Source organism: Paludifilum halophilum (genome assembly GCF_002245355.1).
Lineage (GTDB): Bacteria > Bacillota > Bacilli > Thermoactinomycetales > DSM-45169 > Paludifilum > Paludifilum halophilum.
The window spans coordinates 154,559-178,062 of sequence record NZ_NOWF01000001.1; the positions used below are offsets into that span (position 1 = coordinate 154,559).

The window sequence follows — 23,504 nt, forward strand, 5'->3', positions numbered from 1 at the left end:
CCGGTCCCGTCAGAGGAGCTGTTCAATCTTAAAAAAAAGGAGGCTGTGTCCGTACACCTCTATCTGGATCAGTTGCCGAAGGATTCGGAAGATCTCCCGTGGGAGTCTTTGGATTCGGTGAGAGTTCCATCTTTTTTCTTTCGCCATCGGCTTCGCCGGATTTTCCCCGAAAAAAAGAATCGAATCCTTCTGGTCCATCCCGTCCCCCGGCCTTGTTATTCCCGGTGGGACAGAGACGGTCACAAGCGAAGAACCCAACTCCGGCACGCCTGGGGATGTTCGGAAAAACGGGTGCTCCTGGTGGAAAGAGATGATCTGCAGAAGAGAGAGATCCGCTTCCTGAAGAAAATAACGGAAGAGATATCCACAACCCGAAAGGACGCCGTCACTCTGTGGATTCCGAACGAAGGACGAGGAAAGAGCGAGCCGGAAAACAGGAACGATCGGCGGTTGGCGGCGGATTGGCTGTTGACTGGCGGCACTTTGAGACGCTCCTTGTGTCCCTTGCATGTGGAGGCGCTGGCATGTGGAACACCGGTGTTAACGACGGACACGGGGGACCATGGTGAATGGATACGTCATGGCTACTCCGGCTTGCTTTTAGAGACGGAGCATTGGAGGTCGGAATTGAAAATGTATCTGCAACGCTTGGCCGAAGCCCCCCGGCTGACTCGGGATTTGGGAGTGAACGGGCGAAGGTTGTATGAGACCTATCTCCGGACGGGGGAGGATTCTCGGTGAACGGCATGACCAGCATTATCATTCCGGTCCGGAACCAGCGGGCTTATACCCGGCTCTGCCTCCGATCGATCCGAACCTATACCCGGCCCCCCTATGAGGTTATCGCCGTGGATAATCGTTCGTCAGACGGCACTGCCGCATATTTGGAGAAGCTCTCCGGTGTCCGCCTTCTCCGCAATCCTGTCAACCGAGGGTTTGCCGGAGCGGTAAATCAAGGACTGGAGGCGGCGCGGGGCGAGTATATCGTACTGTTGAATAACGATACGCTGGTTTCCCATCGATGGTTGGACCAGCTGTTGGCTGTCCTTCATGATGAAAGAAACGGATTGACAGGTCCGCTTTCCAACCGGGTCATCCCCGAACAAAAAATAAAGGTCACTTTGACAAAACCCGAGGAGATCCATTCCTTTTGCCGCCGTTTTAACCGAACCGACCCTTCCAAGTGGCGGGCTGTTCCCCGCTTATCCGGATTTTGCCTGGCATTCCGCGCCCGTCTGATCCGGGAGATCGGCCGGTTGGATGAACGATTCGGTCTGGGAACCTACGAGGATGATGATTTTAGCCACCGTGCCCGCCTGGCCGGGTATCGCTGTATCGTGGCCGGGGACACCTATGTCCACCATTTTGGAAGCCGCAGTTTTCGCCGGAAAGGTCAAAAGGAATTTTATAAAATCCTCCGTCAAAACCGGCGTTATTTTGTGTTGAAGTGGGATCGACCTCCTGTGGACGGGAAGGATTCATCTTGAACATCGGCAAGCGATGGTTATCCGTTTCCTTTCCGCCGCAGTTGTTTCACGACTTTTTCCAGCTTTATTTTTCGTGAAGCTTTGAAGTAGATATAGGAGCCGGGAGGAGCGAATCGCCGGATATGGGCGGCGGCCGGGAAACGGTGGGGAAGGGAACAGACGTTTTCAGAGGGATAGCCTTTGGCGATTGCCGTGCGGGCGATCTGTACCGCCCGGGGGCCGATCGTCAAAAGCCGGTCCGGATTCAGTTTGGCAACGGCGACCCCGACTCGGCGGTGGGCGGAAGAAGAGAAAAGACCCAATTCATGCATGTCTCCCAAAACAGCGACACTGACATTTTCCTTGGCCATCCGTTTTAATACCTGCAGTCCGGCGGTCATCGAAGTCGGATTGGCGTTGTATGCATCGTTGATCAGAGTGTAATTCCGGATTCCGCGGATGCGTTGCAACCGCATATGGGGAGAGGAATACGTTTGTAATCCTCTTTGAATATCGGGTATGGGAATACCCAGGTGTTTACCGACGGCGATGGCGGCTAAAGCGTTATATACGTTGTGCTTTCCCCAAGTTGGAATATGAAACCGATCCGGACCCACTCGAAAATGCATCCCGTCTTCGAGAAAGCGAATCTTTTTGGCCCGAACCGTGGCCGGATGACGGATGCCAAAAGTGAGGATCCGTCCGCGGAACTGCTGAGTCCGGAGCCGTTGGGAACCGGGATCATCCGCGTTCAGAATCAGGGTTCCCCCGGGAGACAGGCCATCCACCAGTTCCTGTTTGGCCCGGACCACATTGTCGAGAGAATTGCCCAAGCTGCCGACATGTGCCTCCCCCACATTGGTAACTACACCGACCTCAGGCCGAGTGTACTGACATTGCCTGCGTATATTGCCGAGGCTGGACATGCCCATCTCCAGAACGGCCACCCGGTGACGTTTTTTTAAGCGCATCAGGTTTCCCGGAAGACAAGACGCAATATTATTGTTGGCATAAGACTTCATCGTCGGATACTTTTGAGCCAGGATAGCGGCTGTCATTTCTTTCGTCGTGGTTTTGCCGGCACTGCCGGTAATCCCGATAAACAAGGCGTCGGATCGGTTCCGCTGCCAAAGGGCCAACCGCCAAACCGCCTGTTTCGTATCGGGAACGACAATCAGCGGACATTTTTGGGGGACCGACCGCCTCCATCCCGGAGAAACAATCACCCTTGCGCAGGACTGGTGTTTCAATTCATGCAATTGGCGTCGAATGGATTCATTTTCTTTAGCAAAAAAGACGACACCGGAACGCAAATACTTGGTATTTCCGTAAACTGCGTGACGAACGGGGGCCCGCGGTTGTCCCCGAACGAGAGATCCTCCGATCAACCGGGCCAGCTGACCGAACCGAATGGGAAACAAAGCGTTCACCTCACGATCCATCATCCATCCAACGCTTGTGCTCTTAGGATCAGGGTATGCTTGTCATGCGGCAAGCGTTCTGGGTGGGAAACTGACAAGATATTCGCCAAATCCCTGGCCTCATAGGCAAAGGGAGTTTCCATCCTCTCCGAGCGTTCATATGTTGTGCGTGACCGGAGGTGTGATGGCGTGAAGGAACAAAAAGGAGTAACTCTATGGTTGACAGGATTGTCCGGAGCCGGGAAAACGACGATCGCTTGCATTCTGGAACAGAAATTGAAGGAACGGGGACTCCGCGTGGAACGGTTGGACGGGGATGTCGTTCGAACCCATCTGACAAAAGACTTGGGTTTCTCCAAAGAGGACCGCTGTGAGCACATCGAGCGGGTCACCTATGTGGCGGAGTTGCTCACGCGCCACGGCGTGATCGTATTGGCCTCCTTTATATCCCCTTATCGTTCCATGCGCGCATACAGCCGAAAGCGGATTTCTTCCTTTGTCGAAGTCTATGTCCATTGTCCTCTGGAAGAATGTATCCGCAGGGATGTCAAGGGCTTGTATGAAAAGGCGATGAAGGGAGGAATCCCCTGTTTTACAGGGATCAATGACCCCTATGAAGCCCCGGAAAATCCCGATCTCACGGTCAACACCCAGGAGGAGACACCGGAGGAAAGTGCCGAGCGGGTGCTCCGCCATCTGGAATGCGAGGGATGGGTGAGCGGGGGGTGATTCAGGCAAAAACACTTGCCGGTCGCTCTCTGGGATTCGAAGTTGAGGCCCTTTGTCTCATAGTTTTGATTTTTCACCCGCCCATGTTACAATTTAGCAGTAAACGGACATCCCCCGCTTAACTGGTGAAGCGGGGGATGTCGTGTAAGGAAAGAGTGAAAAAATGGACGTTTTGGAATTGGAGGGAGTCTCTAAAAAATCGGTACCCGGGAAATCGTGGACGGATTATGTATGCGAGTCGGTGAAGGGGAAGTGTACGGATTTCTCGGACCCAACGGTGCCGGCAAAACCACTACCATTCGCATGATTGTCGGCTTGATCCATCCGACACCCGGGACGATCCGGATTATGGGCCATGATGTGCAAAAAGAGCGTAAACAGGCCATGGCCCATGTAGGGACCATCGTGGAAAACCCGGAGACCTATCCGTATCTACAGGATGGAAAAATCTGATCCACTATGCGCGACTGGCAGGGTTGAATTGAAAGAAGCAGGTGTATCCGATTTGTTGGAATCCACTCGGACCGTTTCTTTTCGTGTGCGCGATCCGGCGCATGCATTAGGGGAAGGGGTCACCGCGGAAGAACGGGAACCTGGAATCATTCAAACCCATCTGGAAGAAGAAGCGGTTCCGTAACGCATAAGACAATCAAGCGGCTCCTTGGAAGGGCGGGGCCGCTTTGATCATTCACCGGAAGCGTTTCGTCTGTCGCTGTTGGCTCCTTGTTTCCGGATGGCCTCGTGAATCGCCTCCAGCCGATTCCAGTGGTTTTCTACAGCCGCTTTGCCCTCGGAGGTGATCCGGATGGTCGTCTGGGGGATTTTTTTACGGACAAAATGTTTGTCAATAGCGATAAGACCTCCTTTTTCCAATTTGGTGAGATGGCAGGACAAATTGCCTTTGGTTAACCCGGTCAGCTCCTGTAAGAAGAGAAATTCAGCCAAGGTACACGCGGACAGGGCCGTCAGGATGGAGAGGCGGGCCGGCTCGTGAATCAATTTGTCCAATCGCGCTAATTCCTTATAGGGCAACATGGGTGAATTCCCCCTTGATTCGAAATCTTTTCTTTCTTCCTTATTATAAGATGGAGAATCATCCATATCAACAACTGGTTTATATAACAAACCATAATCCCTTTTTTCCTCAGATCTCTCCGAATAAAGGCGGACAGCCCGTACCACGGACTGTCCGCCTTTTAAAAAGCAAAGAAATCGGCAGAAATCGAAAGGGGGAATCTGGTATACTGGAAACGAGCGCACACGTGTGCGCTCAATCCTTAATGATTCGGTTCGGGGTTACTTTTCATCCTCGTCTACCCATCGAATCCGGTTTACCTGTTCTTTTACGGAACCGCGAATCGCTTGGAGATATTTTTCCCGAAGCCGGGCCTGCTCCTTCTTCTCCTCAGGAGTCAGCCCTTCGGCTTTTTGCTTGCGGGCCAACTCATTGATTCGCTGAATCATTTCATCCGTGATCACACTCATCACTCCTCCTTTTGTCACTCTAGCGGAAAGGCCGGTGCTACGCAAGCCGGGAGAAAAGGATGAAATCCGCAGGAGAAAAACACGGAAGCTTTACGCCCAATACATAGGAAGATGGAGTGTTGCGAGATGGTTCAATGGAAACGGTTCGAGGAACTGACGCAGACCCCTGGTGTCCCGGGGGATGAAGGGGAAGTCCGGCGCATTCTCCGCCGGTATATCGATCAGTGTACCGATAAGTCCGTCCAAGACAATCTGGGCAGTCTATTCGGTGTTCTCCGGGGGGATCCGGATGGTCCCCGGGTACTGGTTGCCGGTCATATGGATGAAGTCGGTTTTATCGTCACCCGTGTGACAGACCGGGGCTTTCTGAAGTTTCAACCCCTCGGCGGATGGTGGAGTCAGGTGATGATGGCTCAGCGAGTTCAGATTGTGACCCAATCCGGCCGACGAATCCCTGGAGTGATCGGCTCGACACCTCCCCATCTCCTTAAGGAAGAATCTCGAAAAAAGCCGGTGGACGTGTCGGAAATGTTTATCGATATCGGGGCGGACAGCGAAGATGAAGTAAAACAATTAGGCATCGTACCCGGCGATTCGGTGACACCTTCATTTCCCTTCATTGAAATGGCGGGGGGCCGCAGGCTGATGAGTAAAGCCTGGGACAATCGATTCGGGTGCGGATTGGCTCTGGAATTGCTGGAAGATTTGAAGGGGATCGACCATCCCAATATCCTTTATTCCGGAGCAACGGTGCAGGAAGAAGTGGGATTGCGGGGAGCAGTAACCGCTGCCAACCGGGTTCGCCCCGATGTCTTCTTCGCAGTGGATGCCGGTCCGGCGGGGGATACGCCGGGCGTTACCGACGGTTTCGGTGAACTGGGAAAAGGGGTTGTGATCCGTCTATTCGACCGGTCCATGATTCCCCTGCCGGGTATGAGGCAGTTTTTGATCGAGACGGCTGAAAAAGAAGGTATTCCCTATCAATTTTTCGTTTCACAGGGAGGGACGGATGCCGGGGCGGTTCATCGTTCCGGGACAGGAGTTCCTTCGGCAGCCGTGGGGATTTGCGCCCGGTATATCCATTCCCATGCCACAGTGGTAGATAAAGAGGACATCGAGGCGGCCAAACGCTTTTTGTCTGCCGTGGTGCGACGCTTGGACCGGGAGACACTGGATGCCATCAGAAAGGGCTAACCCGGAAAAACCCGGACCGGAGTCCGGTCCGGGTTTCGGTTCTATCGGGGAAGGAGGTTGACTTCGATCAGGTACCCGATTCATCCGATGCATTTTACCGAACTATTGGACGGGGTTTTCCGAGTTCTAAGATCCCGATTTACTGTTTTTCTTCCGATTGCCCTTATCTTTATGGGCACTGGCCCATTTTTGATGGACCTTTCTTCCCGGCTGGTTTTCCAACCGGGAAGATGGACGGGAGTCGCGGAAGGCGCCTTCTTTTTACTCGCTCTGCTGATCTATAGTTTCTCCTTCCTTGTATTGCAACCGCTTCTGTCTGCGGCGGCGGCGGGTACGACTTCCTACTCCCTTCGGAAAGAACGACTCACTTTGCGTGAAGCGCTGAAAATAGCCGGCAGACACAGCGGCCCGTCGATTGCCGCTTGGTTATTCCTGTGGATTCTTATTGCGGGGGGATGGATCATCCTGGCCGGCCTCCTGTTCGTCCCGGCCGTCCTAGCCCGAATGGCCGGAGCGGGAGAATGGATCTTCGGATTGGGGGCCTTTATCTTTTTCCCAGCAGCGGGGGCTTTTTTTCTTTTCATCATGACCCGTTTTTTTCTGATCATCCCGGTGATTGTGGAGGAGAAAACGGCGATCTTCGGTGCGATGAAGCGCAGTTGGCAGCTGACCCGCTCCTCCTTCTGGAGAACGATGTCTTTGATGATTGTATTGGGATTGCTCACTTTTTCTTATCAGTTTGTCGTTTCAATATTGTCCCAGTCTCTGTTCATTCCGGAATGGCCATGGGTTCTCCATGGGCCGATCTCTCTTTTTATGACCGTTTTTTATTGTATTCCGCAGGTACTGCCTCCCATTCTGGCTACCCTTATTTATTTCGACCGGCGCTGCCGATATGAAGCGATGGACTTGCAAGCCGAAATCGATGGCTGGAATGGGGAATCGGCACTGCCGCCCCTGTCGAAAGAGAGGTGGCCATCGTGACGCCGGATTACCGAGAAGCTCGGAAGCAGTTATCGGAGATCCTGGAAGAAGAGGAGTTTTCCCAGCAGGAACAGTTGCAAGGATGGCTGGAAAAGGTAGGTTCTCTTTTTCATTCATTGGATGAAGGAGTCCAGAGGTGGCTGGAAAGTATGTTGGGAGTGGAAGACCCTCGGTTGGGTTGGTTTTTTCCTCTCCTCATGGCGACGCTTTTGGGGTTTTTGCTTTGGTGGGTCGGAAGACGCATGGTATTTAGTCCACGGGAGACAAAGAAAAGCTCATCCGCGTTTCATCCGGACCCGAAAACCACCGAATCCGGATGGGATCTCGGAGAGAGGATGGCCCGTACGGGGCAATATCGGGAAGGGATCCGCTGTCTATTCCGGGGTGTACTGGAAAGCCTCGAAAGCCAAGGGGTTCTTCGCCGCTCCGACTCCAAGACCAACCGGGAATACCGGGATGAAGTGCGGCGAAAACAGCCGGATCTGTCGGAGATGTTTACCTCTCTCGTCCTCCGGTTTGAGCGTGTCTGGTACGGAATGAATCAGGCAAACGAAGAGGACTTCCGGGAATTTTATCAACTTTCCCATCAACTGGTCTGCGCAAGAGGAGGTGGGTCGCGTGAAAATCACTAGAGGCGTCCTTGTTCTCCTCATCTCTGTGATCGTCATCGGTCTCTTGGGATGGTTGGTTGCTTTTCTTCCTGCTTCCTACCCCAGCTATTCAAGTGAAAGCCCCGCTCAGGACGGAGTCAAGGGAGTTTACCGCCTGTTCAAGGAGAGGGGTGTGGAGGTTGCCCGTTGGGAGAATCATTGGGGTGACCTTCCCGATGATCAGGGCCATGTCCTCTTTATCGTTGCGCCGGAACAATTTCTGATCCCGGAAACCGCTCGAGATCGGCTACTCCGATGGGTGAGTCGGGGAAATGTCGTTGTGTTGTGGGCCGATCCTGCCGATCCGATGGTCACCGAATTGGGATTTATCGGCGAATCGGGGGATGGAAAGGAGAAGAGAGCTCGCATGGAACCGGTGGCGGCGGGCTGGCTCAAGGATGTCCGAAGTCTGTATTTCCCCCGAGACTTTCGTCTGTCCGACTATGTTGAACTGGATGACAGCTGGAAAGACACCGATGGGATCCGTCGGATGGGCCGCTTGAATACGGGAAAAGGGTCGATCTATTATATCCCTGATCCCGAAATGATTACCAATCGTTATATTGAGCAGGCGGATAACCTGGCTTTGCCTCTTTACTTTGCTTCTTTGGCGGATACAAAGGTCTGGTTTGACGAAGGTGTGCACAAGGGTGCCTTATCCGTTTCAGGCAACAGGGAAGAAGACACTCCGTCTTCTCCGTGGCAGTTGTTGTCGGGAGAGGCGTGGTTACTGATCTTTCAGGGGACGGGACTTTTTCTGCTGTGGCTCTTTTGGCGGGGAAAACGGTTTGCCGCACCCCGTCAGGAAACGGTCACCGAAGTTCGGACTTCCGATGAGTATATAGAGGCGATGGGCGGCCTGTATCAATGGGCGGGGCTGGGAAGGGAATCCCTTTCGATTCAGTTGGATGGCCTGTTGAAAGAGGCGGCCAAACATTTTGGACTTCCCGGGAACGCTTCCCGCATGGACACGATTCGCTGGACCCGCCGTTTCCTCGGTGATGAAAAAGCCCGTCGGCTGGAGCGTTTAATCGAAGAAGTCGAGCAAGCTCCTTCCAAGGTGAAGGGAAGAAAACTGATTCGATTGAGCCGGGAAATCCAGGAGATGAGGGAGGAGATTGCGGAATGGAAAACAGCACCGTCCACACAAATCACATAGCGGAAGTATCAGAACAAGTACTGAACGGATTGAAACAGGTCGTTACGGGTCAGGACGGGCCATTACGTCTTTTGTGGGCGTCTCTGATAACCGGGGGGCACGTTTTGATGGAAGGAGCTCCCGGTCTGGGAAAAACGATGATGGTTCGGGCGATGGGTCAAATCATCGATGCCGATTTTTCCCGGGTTCAGTTCACCCCGGATTTAATGCCGGCTGATGTGACGGGAACGAAGATTTTTGACGTGCAGTCGGGGCGGTTCACCTTTAAGCAGGGGCCGATTTTCACTCATTTGTTGTTGGCGGATGAGGTGAACCGGACACCTCCGAAAACCCAGGCGGCTCTTCTAGAGGCGATGGAAGAGGGAAAGGTGACGGTAGACGGGGAGTCGTTGGACTTGCCCAAGCCTTTTTTTGTGGCAGCGACCCAAAACCCGATCGAGTATGAGGGAACCTATCCCTTACCGGAGGCTCAGCTGGACCGATTTACGATGAAATTAATGGTCGATTATCCGGAAGAGGAAGAGGAAGTCGCAATCCTGGAAGGACACCGAATCACCTCCAAACGGGAAGCGGTACTTACCCCTCTGATCGGTGTGAATGAGATTCTGGCCCTTCGGGACCGGATCGAAGCGATCCGGACAGAGGAATCCATTCTGCGTTACATTACCTCCATGATCCGCTCGACCCGGACCCATCCGCAGGTGATGCTGGGGGCCAGTCCCCGGGCGGGACTGGCTGTACTGACCCTAAGCCGGGCGATGGCAGCGATGGAAGGACGGGATTATGTCATACCGGACGACATCAAGTTTGTCATCAAACCCGTATTGCGCCACCGTCTTATTCTCAACCCGGATGTGGAACTGGAGGGGTTGAAAACTGATGACCTTATCGAAGAGATCGTCCGTACGGTTATGGTTCCGAGATAACGCTCTTCTTCCCTCTCACCGAATGTTGGCGGCCATCGCCCTGGGAATCCTGTTTACAGGTCTGGGAATCCTGACCGGCCAAGGGAAGAGCTTTTTCACCCTGTATTACGCTCTGTTGGCACTCATTGGAGGGTACGATGCTTTCCTCCTGATCCGGGATTCGGATTTGGAATTCGTGCGGAAAAGTGATGGGTTTTTTGAATTGGGGGAAGACAGCCGGGTTCAAATCGTGATCCGCCACGCGGGTTCCTATCCTCTCCGGTGTATGGTGAGAGACGATTACCCGAAAGGATTTAGGGTGGACCGCAGAGAGATGTCGGTAATCGTTCCTGCCCGGGGGTCGACATCGGTCAGCTATTCCGTCCGGGCCCATCGGCGCGGTCGTCACCGGTTCGGACGTATTCACATTCGCGCTTGGAGCCGTTGGGGTCTTTTCGTCCGCCAACAGGCGGAATCGGCTGAAGAGGAAAAACGGGTTTATCCCCGGTTGGCGGAAGTGCGTAAAGTAAAAGGCGGGGTTTACCGGAAGCAGCTGACCATGGAGGGGCCCCACAGCCGGCATGGTTTGGGTAGAGGATCGGAATACTCCCATATCCGGGATTACGTCCCTGATGACGAACCCCGATGGATCAACTGGAGCGCGACAGCCCGCCGGGGACGCCTGGCGACCAATGTTTATCAGCCGGAGCAGGGACAGCATATCGCCATTCTGATCGACTGCGGCCGGATCATGGGAGTGAGTGACGGAGAGTCTTCCCGGCTGGACCGGGCGGTGGAAGGGGCTCTCGCCTTTGCGGCGGTCGCTTTGGACCGGGGGGACAAGGTGAGTTTGATCGCTTTTTCCAGCGGGATCAAGCGATGGGTTCCTTCCGGAAAAGGGGGCAAACAGCTGCAGCATATCATCGACGCCTGTTTTGATCTGGAGCCGGACTTTGTCGAGTCCGGCTATCAAACCGCCCTGGAATCATTGGCCTTCCATCACAAACGCCGGACCCTTGTAGCTTTGTTTACCGATGCCGGCAATCTCACTTTTGCCGATGAGCTGGTTCGCCAGATTGCCATCCTTCAACGGCGTCACCTGATTCTCACGGTCACGATGAATGACCTTCGGCTGGCGGAGGGAATCCGGTGTTACCCGGACAGCGAGCTGGAGGTCTATCAAAAGACCATCGCTCAATTGATGGGAAACGAAAGGGAAGACCGGCTCAACCAATTGAAACGTCGTGGGATGGTGGTGTTGAACGTTCCCGGCGATCAGTTGGCCAGTGATGTGATTCAGACCTATATGGACATCAAAAATCGGTCTCTGCTTTAAATCCAAACCCGCATATGCGGGTTTTTTAATTCGGTAAAACAACGAAAAAGAAAGGCTCCTTCCGAGCCCTTCCTTCAATCCATCATTCAACCCGTAACCACCAAGTCTTGCTGGTGCTGCCTTTGTGGTATTCCTCTTTCCATTCGACATCCAAGCGTCTCCAAGTAAACCCGGTATCCGATGAACGGTATAAACCTTTATTGGTCAAGGCGTAAAAAACCCCGGGTTCCTTGTCATTAGCCGTAAGGATGGGGATGACCATTCCTTCCGTCGGTGGAAGACCCTCCTTTACTTCCTTCCAAGGTTGTCCCCCTTCTTTTCGGTAAATCGTGGATTCCGGCGGTACCTGGGACAGGTGATGGGCATGTGTGGCGTGTTTAGCGGCGGATACGAGGATTCGATCCGGATCGCCCGGATCCACCGCCATACCGTACAAATAATGGTGTTGAAGCCCTTCGGCCTTGTATTGCCATGTAACGCCGGCGTCCCGGCTTTCCGCGTATTCTCGTCCTTCTTCAAACAAGCCGTCGCCTGCGGCCGCATACAGCCTCTCCGGTGCCATGGGATGAGCAAGCAGGGTATGGGTATCCAGTGGACTTCGAAACTTTCGATCTTCCCATGTTTCGCCTCCGTCGGTACTCCGAATGAAGGCCCCGGCCTCTATGGACACATAGATGTTGTCGTCCTGTTTGGGGTCTGGTGTAATCCAGCGGACATGACTGGTATGGGGACGCGGAGGAAAACTCCAAGTAGGAGCGGATGGCAACAGCCTGACTTTCTCCAGTTCTCTCCAGGTATCTCCTCCGTCTTCCGAACAAAAAAGGGCTGTCGGTTCAGTGCCTGCATATACAATACCATATCCGTTTGCGGATTTTGTGGGGCTGACTGCGATGGCCGTTATCATGGAGTGGTGAATCCCTCCCGCTAGGGGTTCCGTATACCTTCCCGGAGAACCGCAAGGCTCCCAGGTATCTCCCCCGTCATCACTCCGCCACAGCCCTCGCCCGAATGTACCGCAGTACACCCGCTCTGGTTGAAAAGGATCGGCGGTCACACAAACCGGCTGCATGCCCTGCAACTTCGGTTTGGTAGTCAACGGGCCTTCCCGTTGATCCACGACCAACAATTCTCTTTCCATCGCCAAGTACATTTTTGTCATGGAAAATCACACTCCTTTGGTAAGGATCTGTGCCACCCTGCCTTTCTCCTAAAAACCTTGTGATTAGCACGTCCTTGGTGGGTCGGGGTGAGGTTGTACACTCCGTTTCGTTGTTCTGACGAGCTAAAGGCACTCCGTGTGAAACCCCACCCTCCCGAACAGGGGACTTTTTCACCGGACTTCTAAACGGGCTTCCAGATAGGGCGCTAGGATCAGGTCAACCCTTTAAATATCAGGTTCAATGTATCGGTAACAATCTCATCCACGGAGGGGGACGGACTCTCAAGAAGAAGGTTCTGGATAGGATGGGATCCGGGAAACAGAATAGCCCCCATAATCACCAGCAGGGTATGATCCAGGGAGCGAAGATGAAAGATTCCTTGGTCTCTCCCGATCTCCAATATTCTCCGTACTCGTTTCCAGACGGGCTGGGTATATTGGAGCACCTTTTCCTTTCTGGGACTATTCATTGCAATTTCCTGGTGGATAATTGCGGCCATTTCAAGATCATCCCATTTGAAACGGATCATCTCTTCCAAAATGGATCGCAGTTCTTCCTCAGGGGAGGACCTTGGTTTGTTTTTTTGCAGCATGCGCTCCTGAGGATAAAAGGTATCCAAAAGCGCGTAGAATAAGTTTTCCTTCCCGCCAAAATAGTAGGAAACAAAAGCCGTGTTGACATGGGCCTCCTCGCAAATTTGACGTACAGTGGTGGCTTTGAAACCATATTTCGCAAATAATTTTTTGGCGGCATAGAGGATGGATGTTTTCGGATCGATCGGATTCCTCTTCAAAATTCGTACTCCTCGCGTCAATAAAGTATGAACCGGTGTGGTACGGTCGATTTTAAACAAATGTTTAAACTAAATGTAAAATACTCATGAGCGCCTGTCAAATGGAAACAGGATTGACAACAGTGAAAAAAGACCGATATAATGCAATTAAACATATGTTTAAAATTTATATTCAAACAAAAAAAGAAAAAACTTCCGTGACCCGAGCGAACTATAAGAAATAGAATGGTTCGCCTTTTTCTATCCCTGATTGTTAGTTTGTACTAACTAACAATCAGGGATAAAACCATGCTGGATACTAAAAAGGTAAAGGGGTTGTTTTTTTGTATACCGTTCGATTTGCCGATATCGGTCCATCGGGAGCCAAAGTCGGTGCCAAAGCTTATCATTTGTCCGTTTTGGCCAATCACGGATTACCGGTTCCCGACGGATTTATCGTGACAATGGACGCCTTTGTTCGTACATTAGAAGTTCATCAGCTCTCTTTGGACCATCCGGAAGCGTTGGCGGATCACCTGCCGACCCTGACGATTCCGGAGGATGTGAGAAGGGAGCTGGATTCCGCTTTTCAACCGTTATTGAAGGAGTATGGAGCCGTCGCTGTTCGGTCATCCTCGGAAGCGGAAGATCTGGAGGGGGCTTCCTTCGCCGGACAATACGAAACATTCCTTCATATCCGCGATTTTCAGGAGTTGCAGGATCAATTGAAGGCGTGCTGGGCATCGATATTTGCCCCTTCGGTCCTGCACTATTTGAAACAAATGGGGATGGATACCCAAACGTTACCCATGGGTGTTATCGTCCAGGGACTGGTTCGCTCGGAGGTTTCCGGCGTCGCCTTCAGCACTCATCCGGTTACAAGCGATTCGCGGGAAGTCATGATCAATGCCAGTTACGGGCTGGGGGAAGCGGTTGTTTCCGGACGAGTCACCCCTGATCTATGGACTGTGAAGAAAGACAGCCATCACATTCAAGTGGAACCCGGGTCCAAAGAAGTCCAGGTATACCCGGATGAAAACGGAATAAAAACAGTGGAAACCCCTGTCCAAGACCGGGAACGACTTTCACTGAAGGATCACCAAGTTCTGGAGCTGGCTCGGATGACGGAGAGAGTCGAGGAGTTGTTCGGCCATTCCGTGGATACGGAGTTTGCATGGGAAGGGGACCGTCTTTATTTATTGCAGGCACGCCCTGTGACGGCTGGAGTCACTGAAGAGGAAGCGGAACCTCTTTCGGAATTTCAACGTTCGCTTCTGCTGACCGAATCAGAGAGAAAGGGCGATTTTTGGATTTTTATGGAGGACCATATATCGGAAATCTTGTCTCCTCTGGATGCATCTTTTCTGATTCCTGCTTTTAAAGGGGCATCCGGGGTGTTTGAATCCTTTGGTTTTCCCTCCCAGTTAAACACCAAGGTGTTCAAAGGACGACTCTATACGTCCCCGTCTGTACCCGAAGAGGATCAGAAAATACAGATGGAAAAACAAAAAGAGAAGGTGGCCCCGTTATTTCCCCGGTTAAACCAACGGTTGCGGGATGCTGTCGATCAAAAATTGCTCCCCCGCTACCGCCGTTTTGAGGAAAGTGCCCGAAAAACGCTCTCCCTCCAAGAAGCGTCGGACCAACTCCGGGAATTGTTCGAGTTTCATAAGGAGGTATGGTGGATTCATTTTGATGTGGTCCTTCCCCAGGGCGCGCTCCATATAGCCTTGGAATCCGTTTACAAGGAGTTGTTGGGGGAAGGCAGTACGGTGGAAATTCAGGAATTGTTGACCGGCAAAATGAACAAGTTCCTGGAAGCTGAACGGAAAATGTGGAAACTGGCCGAACAAGTCAAGGGGAATCCCGATTTGCTCGAGGTCTTTAGCGAGGGATCCGCCGAGGATTGGTGGGCGGCACTCTCTGATTTTCCGGAAGGGCGTTTATTCCGGAACCGGGTGAAAGATTTTCTCTCCATTTACGGATACCGTCCAATCCGCCCCCATGTTTTCAGTGAAACCTGGATCGAAAATCCGTCCCATGCCTTGGCTTCCATTGCTTCCTATGTGGAAAGAACCTATGATTTCGACGAGGAGTTTCGGAAATCAGTGGAGAGACGGAAAGCCCGCGTGGAAGAAGTGTTCGGTCGGATGCCGGAAGGGGAGAAAAAGCAAGAGTTCATTCGGTTGCATGAATGGGCACTGGATGCCTCCTGTATCCGGGATGATCACCATTTTTACATCGATGCCATGCTTCCTGCGGTTTCCCGGCATTTTTTGCTGAACGTGGGGCAAACGTTGGTTCGCCATCGCGTGCTGGACGAACGGGAGGAGATTCTGTACCTGTATCTGGATGAAGTGTTTGATTGTTTGAAGAATCCTGAACCGATGTGCGACCGGGTGCAAAAACGGAAGGAAGCGTATGAGGAGTATAAGAAAACCTCGGTGCCCGTCTTCTTCGGAACACCTCCGGAAGCCTTGAAAAAGGACCCCATGTTTGAAGAGATGTTCGGACCCATCATGAAGGAAGAGGGTTCATCCGACGCCATCAAAGGTCATGCGGCATCGAAAGGCACCTTTACGGGAGCTGTTAAAGTGATCCATGATGAAAAGGAATTCGGCAAATTGCAACAGGGGGATGTATTGGTCTGCAAAACAACCACACCGACATGGACGATCCTCTTCAGCACGGCAGGAGCGGTAGTGACCGATGCTGGCGGGGTCCTGTCCCATTCCGGGATTATCGCCCGGGAATATGGGGTGCCGGCGGTATTGGGAACCCAGGCGGCCACTCGAAAACTGCGAGACGGTGACCGGGTAACGGTCGATGGAACCCACGGCACCGTAACGCTACTGGAGTCGTCACCGCACCGGGAAGCGGCGGCTGCGATGGACCGCAGCGGTGGTGATCACTCGTGAATCGCACCAAGGAATGGGTGGCTATTGTCGCTATCCTGCTCGGATCGGCACTGGTTCCCGTCAACTCGACGATGATCGCGGTGGGGCTGACCACCATCGCGGACAGCTTCAATGAAAATCTGACACAGATATCCTGGGTGGTAACGGTCTATTTGATTGTGATGGCTGTCACGCAGCCAATCGCCGGCAAATTGGGGGATATCCACGGCAGCCGTAAAGTGTTACTGGCGGGATTGACCTGCTTTTTGGTTGCTTCTGTCGCCTGCGCCTTTTCATTTCATCCCTTGTGGCTGATTGTCTTCCGGGGTCTTCAGGCATTGGGCGGGGCGTTGCTCACCCCCAATGCCATCGCCTTGATGCGCCACACGGTCCCAAGGGAACGGCTGGGTCAAGTGATGGGGATGTTCGGTTTGGTGGCGGGATTGGGAGCGGCTGTCGGGCCGCTGTTGGGTTCTCTGTTGATCGGTATATGGAGTTGGAAGTCCATGTTCTGGGTCAATGTTCCCTTTTTGGTCTTCTCGATTCTTGTTTCTCTCTGGGCCTTGCCCCGTACGGATACCCGGAAACGGATCCCGCTGGATATCGGGGGTTCGATTTACATGGCCTCCGGATTCACACTTTTGATCCTTCTTTTTCAGGGAGCCGGCGGGACCGGTGTTTGGGCGATGGCCATGGGATTCGGCCTGTGTTTTTTCGTTTTCCTGTTTGTCCGCCATGAGCGACGGACGGTGGAGCCGTTGATCGATTTTGCACTGTTTAAGCGCCTCCCATTCGTCAGTGCAAACCTTTCGATCCTGCTCAGTAACTTTGTGATGTACGGTATTCTTTTGGTTATGCCGATCGTCTTGGAGAGTCGGTTTGATATTCCGGAGAGTCGGACCGGATTGGTTGTGTTCGCCTTTACGTTGGCGATGTCACTTTGTTCCCCGGTCGGAGGGCATCTGGCCGATCGGTTCGGCCAAAAAACGATGGTCGGAACGTCCTTTGTATTGACGCTTTTGTCCTCCACCTTCCTGTGGATATTCATCACCGAGGGATCCCTTCCCTTGGTGATCGCTTCATTGGTCTTAGCGGGGCTCGGTTGTGGAGTAGGAATGGCCGCCATGCAGCTTTCCTCCCTGGATGCTGTTGAAAAAGAAAAGACCGGCATCGCTTCGGGGATTTTCTCCACCTTCCGGTATTTCGGCAGTATGGTGGTGTCCTCGATCGTCAGCCTCTTCGCCGGTTCTTGGGTATTGTTCGGGTGTTTTCTGGCCGCCGCTCTCGCAGGACTTGCGGTATCGCGCGGGATCCGGAACCATTCACCGGCGGAACCCCAACAGATGAGAGCATGAAGGGGCTGGTGGGCATTTGAACAGTGTACCGCGAAAATCAGGGCTGGATACAGGCAACTTTTTAAAAAAAGCCCGGAGGAGAATCCCCTCCGGGGTTTTAGTTGTCATTTTTATTGGTTTATTTGGAGCGGGAATTGTTGATTCGACAGGGGTTTGATAAGCTGGGAATGTTCGCAGGATCAATCTTTTTCGTCCATCCAAAAACGAAAGCCCCTTCCGTGAGGGGCTTGACCGGAGTTAATCGGGAATGAGGGTCGGTTTGGAACTGGATGGGGCAGGGGGCTTCGTTGAGAAATCATTCAAGGCTGGGCGGCCCAAGTAGAGAACCAGGAGAACTAAGGTGATCAGAGCAACCAAATACTTGGTCCAGTCAGGCCAGGGGGCGGGTGTAATAAACCCTTCAATCAATCCGGCAATGATGAACATCGGAATGACGCCCAGGATCAACCGGACGGTGACTCGACCTTCCCGTTTAAAGGATTCCAACCGGGAGCGATCACCCGGAACAAAAAAGGCATAAGCCAGGGACAAACCGGCGGCGCCGGAGATGAAAATGGCAGTCAGTTCGATGATTCCATGAGGCCAAATAAATGCCCAAAAGGTATATGAAGCCCCTGACTGTTGAAACAGGGCGGCTAATGCCCCGATCAAAAGTCCGTTGGAGAAAAGAACCCATACGGTCCCCACTCCCAACATGGCACCCAGTGCAAAGCAGAGGAAGGCGACTTTGATATTGTTGGTCATGATTTGGCTGGAGACGACGGCATGGTTCCATTGGTTTTGCCCGATTTGATCCGGATCGAGGTTTTCTGTCATACCGGCAGGCAGAAAGGCGTTTCCGTTATCCGGATCAGCCAGGGTAAAACCGTAGGCGTAAAGCGCCCCCGCGACAAACAGCAGGGCCGCGATCAGGAAAAAGATCGACCGTTCATAGAACAGTTCCGGAAAGCGACGGTTGAAGAAGTGGATTCCCCGGCGGGCGTCGCTCTTGGAATGATTTCCATAAACCGCCTGATGGGCCCGGGCCACCAGGCGGTTGAGATAACGAGTGACCGGATGTTCGGGAAAATAGGTTTGGGCATAGGCAAGGTGTGTTGCGGTTTGCCGGTAAGTATGACCGAGTTCGTCCAAGGTTTCTCGAGAAACTTCTTGGCTATGGATTCGGGTTAGCAGAGATTCCAACCGTTTCCACACAGGTTGGTGTTTTTGGGTGAATAATTGGACACGATGTGCGGATTGAACGGACACTGACAAACCACCTCCCTTCCCATTCTATCACGGGAAAGGAGAGGGAAAAGGGGAAAAGGAGCTGTTTTATGGAAAATCGGATTTCGGTGACGACTCCCGAATTTGTCAACCTGGAGTTTGAAACCGCAGGAGTTGGAAGCAGGGCGCTGGCTCTCCTGCTGGATTGGCTGATCCTGTCGACAGCCGGACTGCTTTTGTTGATCCCGGCTTCTTTGTTTATGGGTTTATCCGAGATCGTGGGCAATCCCTTTTGGAGCTCCCTCATTATCGCTGTTTTCTTCTTCCTGTTTCTCTTTTTGCCTTTGGCCTACTACGTCCTGACCGAATATTTTATGAACGGCCAGACCATCGGAAAAAAAGTGATGGGCCTTCGGGTGATCTCCGACCAAGGAACGGCTCCCGGATTTTTAGCCGTATTCCTCCGCAATTTGCTCCGCATGGTGGACAACCTGCCGCTGCTCTATCTGGTCGGAATGACCGCTGTGATGATCCATTCCCGGGAAAAACGGTTGGGGGATCTGGCTGCCGGTACATTGGTGGTAAGTCTCAGGGGGCAACCGATGCCGCAGATCCGCTTTCTCTATGCCAATGGGGAACCCCTCTTTGCTTCTCGGGAGTTATCCCCTGTCACGGAACAACAGTGGATGACACTGGACCGGTATCTGCATCGGAGGGAGTGGATGACGCCTGCTGCCAGACAAACGCTGGCCGCAAAGCTGGTTATCGTTTTGTTTCCGGATATGAAAATCGAGCCGGGAAAAGAGGAGTTTTATTTGGAAACGGCTTATATTCAACTGGGGCCCTATCAGGAACATCCGTATTTTATGCAACTTTAATATTTATATCCTTCTCTTCCTCATTCTCTTGGATTACAATAGATTTGTCGAACCCCCTGTGTTTTTGTACCAAAATGTCTCATCGGAACGGTTGAACATCCATTCCTAGTTTGTGCTGTCGATCCAGCTATATCCGGGGGAGTGATGATCCTTGCGTTCTCCCATGGTGCGCACGGGAATTTTTTTATGTATTTGGAGTCTCGTTATGATGGGGTGTTCATCCGAAGCGCAACCTCCCACACCCTCCGCCGGTCAACCGGTTACGGAAGAGAAGGATGCGAATACCCAGTCGGAGGTTGAAACCCTCGAAAACGAAAAGAAAGAAGAATCGGCTTCCGCCCAGCAAACACCTGGGGCGAGAGAAAAAGGGGAAAAAAAGCAGAAAGAGAAGAAAGAGCAACAAGAAGAACCGATTCGAGAGCAAGAAAAGGAAGAGTTGAAGGAGATCAAGAACCGTTCGGTGATCTATAACGGATCCAGAAAGACAAAAAAGATCGCTCTCACTTTTGACGACGGCCCGGACAAACAATACACCGGACAGATCCTCGATATTTTGAAGAGGGAAAAAGTTTCGGCCACTTTTTTTGTCATCGGACGGATGGCCCGGAAACACCCGGATATGCTGAAGCGAATCGTGCAGGAAGGACATGTGCTGGCCAACCATTCCTGGAGCCATCGCTATTTTCCCAAATTGCCCATGAACCAAGTGGAAAGGGAAATCGAAAAGACGAACCGGGTTGTCAAAAAGGTGACCGGAAAGGAAATGACCTTGATCCGTCCCCCCTACGGTGCGGCGGACGGAGTGAGAAAAAAGATTCACGACAAAGGGTTTATGATTGTTAATTGGGATGTGGACACACGGGATTGGCGTTCCGGGAGGACCGCCGAAGCGGTGGTGAAATCGGTCAAAAAACATGCCGCCCCGGGGAGTATCATCCTTCTACACTCTGCAGGCGGTTCCCGAGATCATACCGTTCAGGCGCTTCCCGAGGTCATCGCTTATCTCAAAAAGCAAGGTTATTCGCTGGTGACCGTAGATGATTTATTGGATTCGCCGGCCTATTTGGAAACATCCGATCAGCCTGTATCGACAAAAAAGCCCTGACGGGCTTTTTTGTTTCTCTATTTATTGAAAATGATATTTCTTCATCTTGTTATATAAAGTGGCTCGGGAAATTCCCAGCAGTTTGGCTGCCGCGGTTTTATTGCCGTAGGTTTTGATTAAAGCATTTCTGATCTGGGTCTCTTCGCTGTCAGTCGGCATCTGTCCGTTGAAAGGGACAGGGGAGGGCGGATGGTCTTTTCTCCCCATGAAATGGTTTGGGAGGTGGTGTGGTTGAATCACCTCGTCATCTGCCAGAATGATGATTCGTTCCATCATATTGCGCAATTGTCTGATGTTTCCGTCCCAGTTATGATGCAGAAGCCGATACATCACTTCCGGATCGATCTGTGGGATCGGCTTTTTATATTTGATGGAAAATTCCTTTAAGCACAGTTGAATCAGTTCCGGGATGTCTTCGATTCTTTCGCGCAGAGCGGGTATATGGATGGAAACCACATTTAACCGATAGTATAGATCCTGTCTGAACGCCCCTTCGTCAATCATGTTCTCCAGATTCCGATTGGTAGCGGCAATGATGCGAACATCGACGGGGATCGGTTCGTTTCCTCCGATCCGGTAAAACTGCTTTTCTTGGAGGACGCGCAATAATTTTACTTGCAAGTCAAAAGGCATTTCTCCGATTTCATCCAGGAATAGGGTTCCTCCTTTTGCCGCATCGATTTTTCCTTTCTTCCCTTCCTTGTTTGCACCGGTGAAAGCCCCCTTCTCATAGCCGAACAATTCACTTTCAAACAGTGAAGCGGGAATAGCACCGCAATTGATGTCGATGAACGGACCTTCTGCACGAGGGCTCGCTCGATGGATGGCATGAGCGAACAATTCCTTTCCGACACCGCTTTCCCCGGTGATCAGAACAGAAGCCTCTGTCGCGGCCACTTTTTCCGCCAAATCGACAGCTCGGCGAAGGGGTACGCTTCTCCCTTTGATTTTATGGAAGGGGTGATCTGTCTCTTTGGTATCGATGCTGCTTTCCAGATCCCGTATATAGGCTGTAGTGGTTGAAAGCTCGTCACTCAATTTGACGATATCAGTAATATCCCGTTCAACGGAGATCCCGCCGATCATAGAGTCATTCATCCGGACCGGCAATGTATTGATCAAAACATATACATCGGGATGAGGTTGATGATATTTTCGGATTACCCCTTTTCCATCCCTCAACACGGACATGACCTCAATGGAGTCTTCTTCGAAGAAATCGGTAATCGGTTTGCCGAGCATTTCATCATGGGAGCATTGGAAGATTTCTTCCGATTTGTGATTCCAGGAGATGATATTTCCGTTCCGATCAACGGCGGTAATGGCGTCATCAACGGCCCGAAGCAGAGTTTCATAATAGGAGGAGCATATTTTCCATTGTTGAAATGCGGCTTGTGCGATTTTGGCAAAAGGGATCCATCCGACCAAGGTTCCGTCTTCATCTTGCAGTACTATATCTTTCCCGTCCTCCACCTGATCGAGATCGGACAGGATACACTCCTTTGAAAGGGTTTTCATCTTAGAGCTGTCCAATGATTCGTTCCAAGGCGATGAAAGCGAGAGAAGAGAAATTTTTTGATTGAACATGAATGGTCCCCCCTTGGATACCGATTGACGTCTATACAATTTTGTACATATCAATACACTTTTGTATATGGATTTACATATATGTTTAAAACCATTTTACACATCTTTCTCTCCATCCTCAAATGGATGATAAAAATCAATTGGCATGTATTTTGCTCTACATAACGTTCAAAAAAGGTGTTGTTTGGAGGGAAGGAAATGATTGAAACCCTTTCGAAAAATATCTTTCTTTATGCTTCGCAAAGCAAGACGATGAATCGAGCGGCTAAGAAATGGGGGCTCCGATTCGGGGCTTCGCAGGTTGTAGCGGGGGAAACGATTGAAAGTGCCGTGAAAGCGGTAAAATCATTGAACGACAAAGGGTTGGTATGTACCGTCGATCACCTGGGGGAGTTTGTTTCGAGTCGTGAGGAAGCGACTGAAGCGACAGAATACTGCATCTGGACATTGGACCGGATTGCGGAATCGGGGGTTCACTGCAACTTATCCCTGAAATTGACCCAACTCGGCCTGGATATCGATCAACGGTTTTGCTTTAACAACATGCGCCGCATTCTCGATACGGCCGCCAAGCATCGAAATTTTGTGCGCATCGATATGGAAGATTATTCTCATTGCCAAATGACCTTGGATCTGCTGAAGGAACTCAGGCAAGAGTATGAGAACGTCGGGACGGTGATCCAGTCCTATCTATATCGCGCACTGCAGGATGTGAAAGATTTGAAAGGGGTTCCACTCCGCCTGGTTAAAGGAGCTTACAAGGAATCCCCGGAAGTCGCTTATCAAGAAAAGGCGAAAGTGGATGAAAACTTTATGACGATCATCAAAGAACATCTACTCAGCGGCAGCTATACAGCCATTGCCACTCATGATCACAACATAATCGCCAAGGTGACAGATTTCGTCAAGGAAAAAGGGATCTCCCCCGATCAATTCGAGTTTCAGATGTTATACGGTTTCAGAAAGGAATTGCAGATTCGCTTGGCTGAAGAAGGGTATACGATGCGTGTCTATATTCCTTTTGGAAACGATTGGTTCGGCTATTTTATGCGTCGCCTGGCAGAAAGGCCGCAAAATGTGGCTTTCGCTTTGAAAGGGATGTTTTCCCGATAATCGATAGACAGAAATGTAAAGCATTAGACATCCGATTGACACTTCTGTAAATGTTTCAGGTGATTTCCCCATCTATACAAGGTGGATTTTTGGCATACCTTT

General features: G+C 51.7%; 21 protein-coding genes and 2 pseudogenes. 16 read left to right on the forward strand and 7 right to left on the reverse strand.

The window, feature by feature from the left end:
- The first annotated feature begins 45 nt into the window (after positions 1–45).
- Entirely contained in the window at positions 46–741 is a 696-nt protein-coding gene (locus CHM34_RS00685; protein ID WP_169713514.1) for a glycosyltransferase, read from the forward strand.
- A 5-nt stretch (positions 742–746) separates the two neighbouring features.
- Positions 747–1,487 carry a glycosyltransferase family 2 protein gene (locus CHM34_RS00690; protein WP_240511831.1) on the forward strand — a complete coding sequence of 247 codons (741 nt, stop codon included), beginning with the start codon at positions 747–749 and terminating at the stop codon, positions 1,485–1,487.
- A gap of 17 nt (positions 1,488–1,504) precedes the next feature.
- On the opposite strand, the gene CHM34_RS00695 is transcribed toward CHM34_RS00690, so the two are convergent.
- Positions 1,505–2,911, reverse strand: coding sequence for a UDP-N-acetylmuramoyl-tripeptide--D-alanyl-D-alanine ligase (locus tag CHM34_RS00695; RefSeq protein WP_094262669.1), 1,407 nt, complete (start codon positions 2,909–2,911; stop codon positions 1,505–1,507).
- 141 nt (positions 2,912–3,052) lie between these two features.
- On the opposite strand from CHM34_RS00695, the gene cysC reads away from it, so the two are divergent.
- From cysC to CHM34_RS19145, 3 genes and pseudogenes are all read left to right on the forward strand, one after another.
- Entirely contained in the window at positions 3,053–3,616 is a 564-nt protein-coding gene (cysC, locus tag CHM34_RS00700; RefSeq protein ID WP_094262670.1) for an adenylyl-sulfate kinase, read from the forward strand.
- 163 nt (positions 3,617–3,779) lie between these two features.
- Positions 3,780–4,086: pseudogene (locus CHM34_RS00705) on the forward strand (ATP-binding cassette domain-containing protein); the annotation flags it as partial.
- Positions 4,087–4,097: 11 nt separating this feature from the next.
- Positions 4,098–4,253, forward strand: a complete 156-nt coding sequence (locus CHM34_RS19145; RefSeq protein ID WP_169713515.1) for a hypothetical protein — start codon at positions 4,098–4,100, stop codon at positions 4,251–4,253.
- Positions 4,254–4,300: 47 nt separating this feature from the next.
- Here the strand turns inward: CHM34_RS19145 and CHM34_RS00710 are convergent, their stop codons facing one another.
- Together CHM34_RS00710 and CHM34_RS00715 are read right to left on the reverse strand one after the other, a co-directional pair.
- Entirely contained in the window at positions 4,301–4,651 is a 351-nt protein-coding gene (locus CHM34_RS00710; RefSeq protein ID WP_094263054.1) for a transcriptional regulator, read from the reverse strand.
- Positions 4,652–4,912: 261 nt separating this feature from the next.
- Positions 4,913–5,095, reverse strand: a complete 183-nt coding sequence (locus tag CHM34_RS00715) for a DUF896 domain-containing protein (protein WP_094263055.1) — start codon at positions 5,093–5,095, stop codon at positions 4,913–4,915.
- A 132-nt stretch (positions 5,096–5,227) separates the two neighbouring features.
- Between CHM34_RS00715 and CHM34_RS00720 the strand changes: the two genes are divergently transcribed.
- Genes CHM34_RS00720 through CHM34_RS00745 form a run of 6 tightly spaced genes read left to right on the forward strand, consistent with a single transcriptional unit; the run spans position 5,228 to position 11,329 of the window.
- Positions 5,228–6,295 (forward strand): M42 family metallopeptidase, encoded by a 1,068-nt coding sequence (locus CHM34_RS00720; protein WP_094262671.1) that lies wholly within the window; start codon positions 5,228–5,230, stop codon positions 6,293–6,295.
- Positions 6,296–6,352: 57 nt separating this feature from the next.
- Positions 6,353–7,279: a glycerophosphoryl diester phosphodiesterase membrane domain-containing protein gene (locus CHM34_RS00725; protein WP_094262672.1), complete on the forward strand. Its 927-nt coding sequence runs from the start codon at positions 6,353–6,355 to the stop codon at positions 7,277–7,279.
- Positions 7,276–7,911, forward strand: a complete 636-nt coding sequence (locus CHM34_RS00730; protein WP_094262673.1) for a DUF4129 domain-containing protein — start codon at positions 7,276–7,278, stop codon at positions 7,909–7,911. Before CHM34_RS00725 ends, CHM34_RS00730 begins: the two co-directional genes overlap by 4 nt.
- On the forward strand, positions 7,898–9,088 hold the full coding sequence (locus CHM34_RS00735) for a DUF4350 domain-containing protein (protein WP_169713516.1): 1,191 nt from the start codon (positions 7,898–7,900) through the stop codon (positions 9,086–9,088). Before CHM34_RS00730 ends, CHM34_RS00735 begins: the two co-directional genes overlap by 14 nt.
- Positions 9,055–10,014: an AAA family ATPase gene (locus tag CHM34_RS00740; RefSeq protein ID WP_094262675.1), complete on the forward strand. Its 960-nt coding sequence runs from the start codon at positions 9,055–9,057 to the stop codon at positions 10,012–10,014. Before CHM34_RS00735 ends, CHM34_RS00740 begins: the two co-directional genes overlap by 34 nt.
- Complete coding sequence (locus CHM34_RS00745; protein ID WP_094262676.1) at positions 9,968–11,329, forward strand: DUF58 domain-containing protein; 1,362 nt, start codon at positions 9,968–9,970, stop codon at positions 11,327–11,329. Before CHM34_RS00740 ends, CHM34_RS00745 begins: the two co-directional genes overlap by 47 nt.
- Positions 11,330–11,415: 86 nt before the next feature.
- On the opposite strand, the pseudogene CHM34_RS00750 reads toward CHM34_RS00745, so the two are convergent.
- Positions 11,416–12,488: pseudogene (locus CHM34_RS00750) on the reverse strand (WD40/YVTN/BNR-like repeat-containing protein).
- Positions 12,489–12,700: 212 nt separating this feature from the next.
- The gene (locus tag CHM34_RS00755; RefSeq protein WP_169713518.1) at positions 12,701–13,282 is read right to left on the reverse strand and encodes a TetR/AcrR family transcriptional regulator; all 582 of its coding nucleotides are present in this window, start codon (positions 13,280–13,282) and stop codon (positions 12,701–12,703) included.
- Between the two features lie 323 nt (positions 13,283–13,605).
- On the opposite strand from CHM34_RS00755, the gene CHM34_RS00760 reads away from it, so the two are divergent.
- On the forward strand, positions 13,606–16,179 hold the full coding sequence (locus CHM34_RS00760; protein ID WP_094262678.1) for a PEP/pyruvate-binding domain-containing protein: 2,574 nt from the start codon (positions 13,606–13,608) through the stop codon (positions 16,177–16,179).
- Positions 16,176–17,513 (forward strand): MFS transporter, encoded by a 1,338-nt coding sequence (locus CHM34_RS00765; protein ID WP_094262679.1) that lies wholly within the window; start codon positions 16,176–16,178, stop codon positions 17,511–17,513. The genes CHM34_RS00760 and CHM34_RS00765 overlap by 4 nt, the downstream gene beginning before the upstream one ends.
- A 237-nt stretch (positions 17,514–17,750) precedes the next feature.
- Here the strand turns inward: CHM34_RS00765 and CHM34_RS00770 are convergent, their stop codons facing one another.
- Positions 17,751–18,761, reverse strand: a complete 1,011-nt coding sequence (locus CHM34_RS00770; RefSeq protein ID WP_169713519.1) for a stage II sporulation protein M — start codon at positions 18,759–18,761, stop codon at positions 17,751–17,753.
- Positions 18,762–18,829: 68 nt separating this feature from the next.
- Between CHM34_RS00770 and CHM34_RS00775 the strand changes: the two genes are divergently transcribed.
- Together CHM34_RS00775 and CHM34_RS00780 are read left to right on the forward strand one after the other, a co-directional pair.
- A complete protein-coding gene (locus CHM34_RS00775; RefSeq protein WP_094262681.1) occupies positions 18,830–19,597 on the forward strand; it encodes an RDD family protein in 768 nt (255 codons plus the stop codon).
- 208 nt (positions 19,598–19,805) lie between these two features.
- A complete protein-coding gene (locus CHM34_RS00780) occupies positions 19,806–20,702 on the forward strand; it encodes a polysaccharide deacetylase family protein (protein WP_169713520.1) in 897 nt (298 codons plus the stop codon).
- 21 nt (positions 20,703–20,723) lie between these two features.
- Here CHM34_RS00780 and CHM34_RS00785 read toward each other — a convergent pair whose 3' ends face one another.
- A complete protein-coding gene (locus CHM34_RS00785) occupies positions 20,724–22,289 on the reverse strand; it encodes a sigma-54 interaction domain-containing protein (protein WP_094262683.1) in 1,566 nt (521 codons plus the stop codon).
- Positions 22,290–22,487: 198 nt separating this feature from the next.
- Here CHM34_RS00785 and CHM34_RS00790 point away from each other — a divergent pair, with 198 nt between their 5' ends.
- Entirely contained in the window at positions 22,488–23,402 is a 915-nt protein-coding gene (locus CHM34_RS00790; RefSeq protein WP_094262684.1) for a proline dehydrogenase family protein, read from the forward strand.
- The last annotated feature ends 102 nt before the right edge of the window (positions 23,403–23,504 follow it).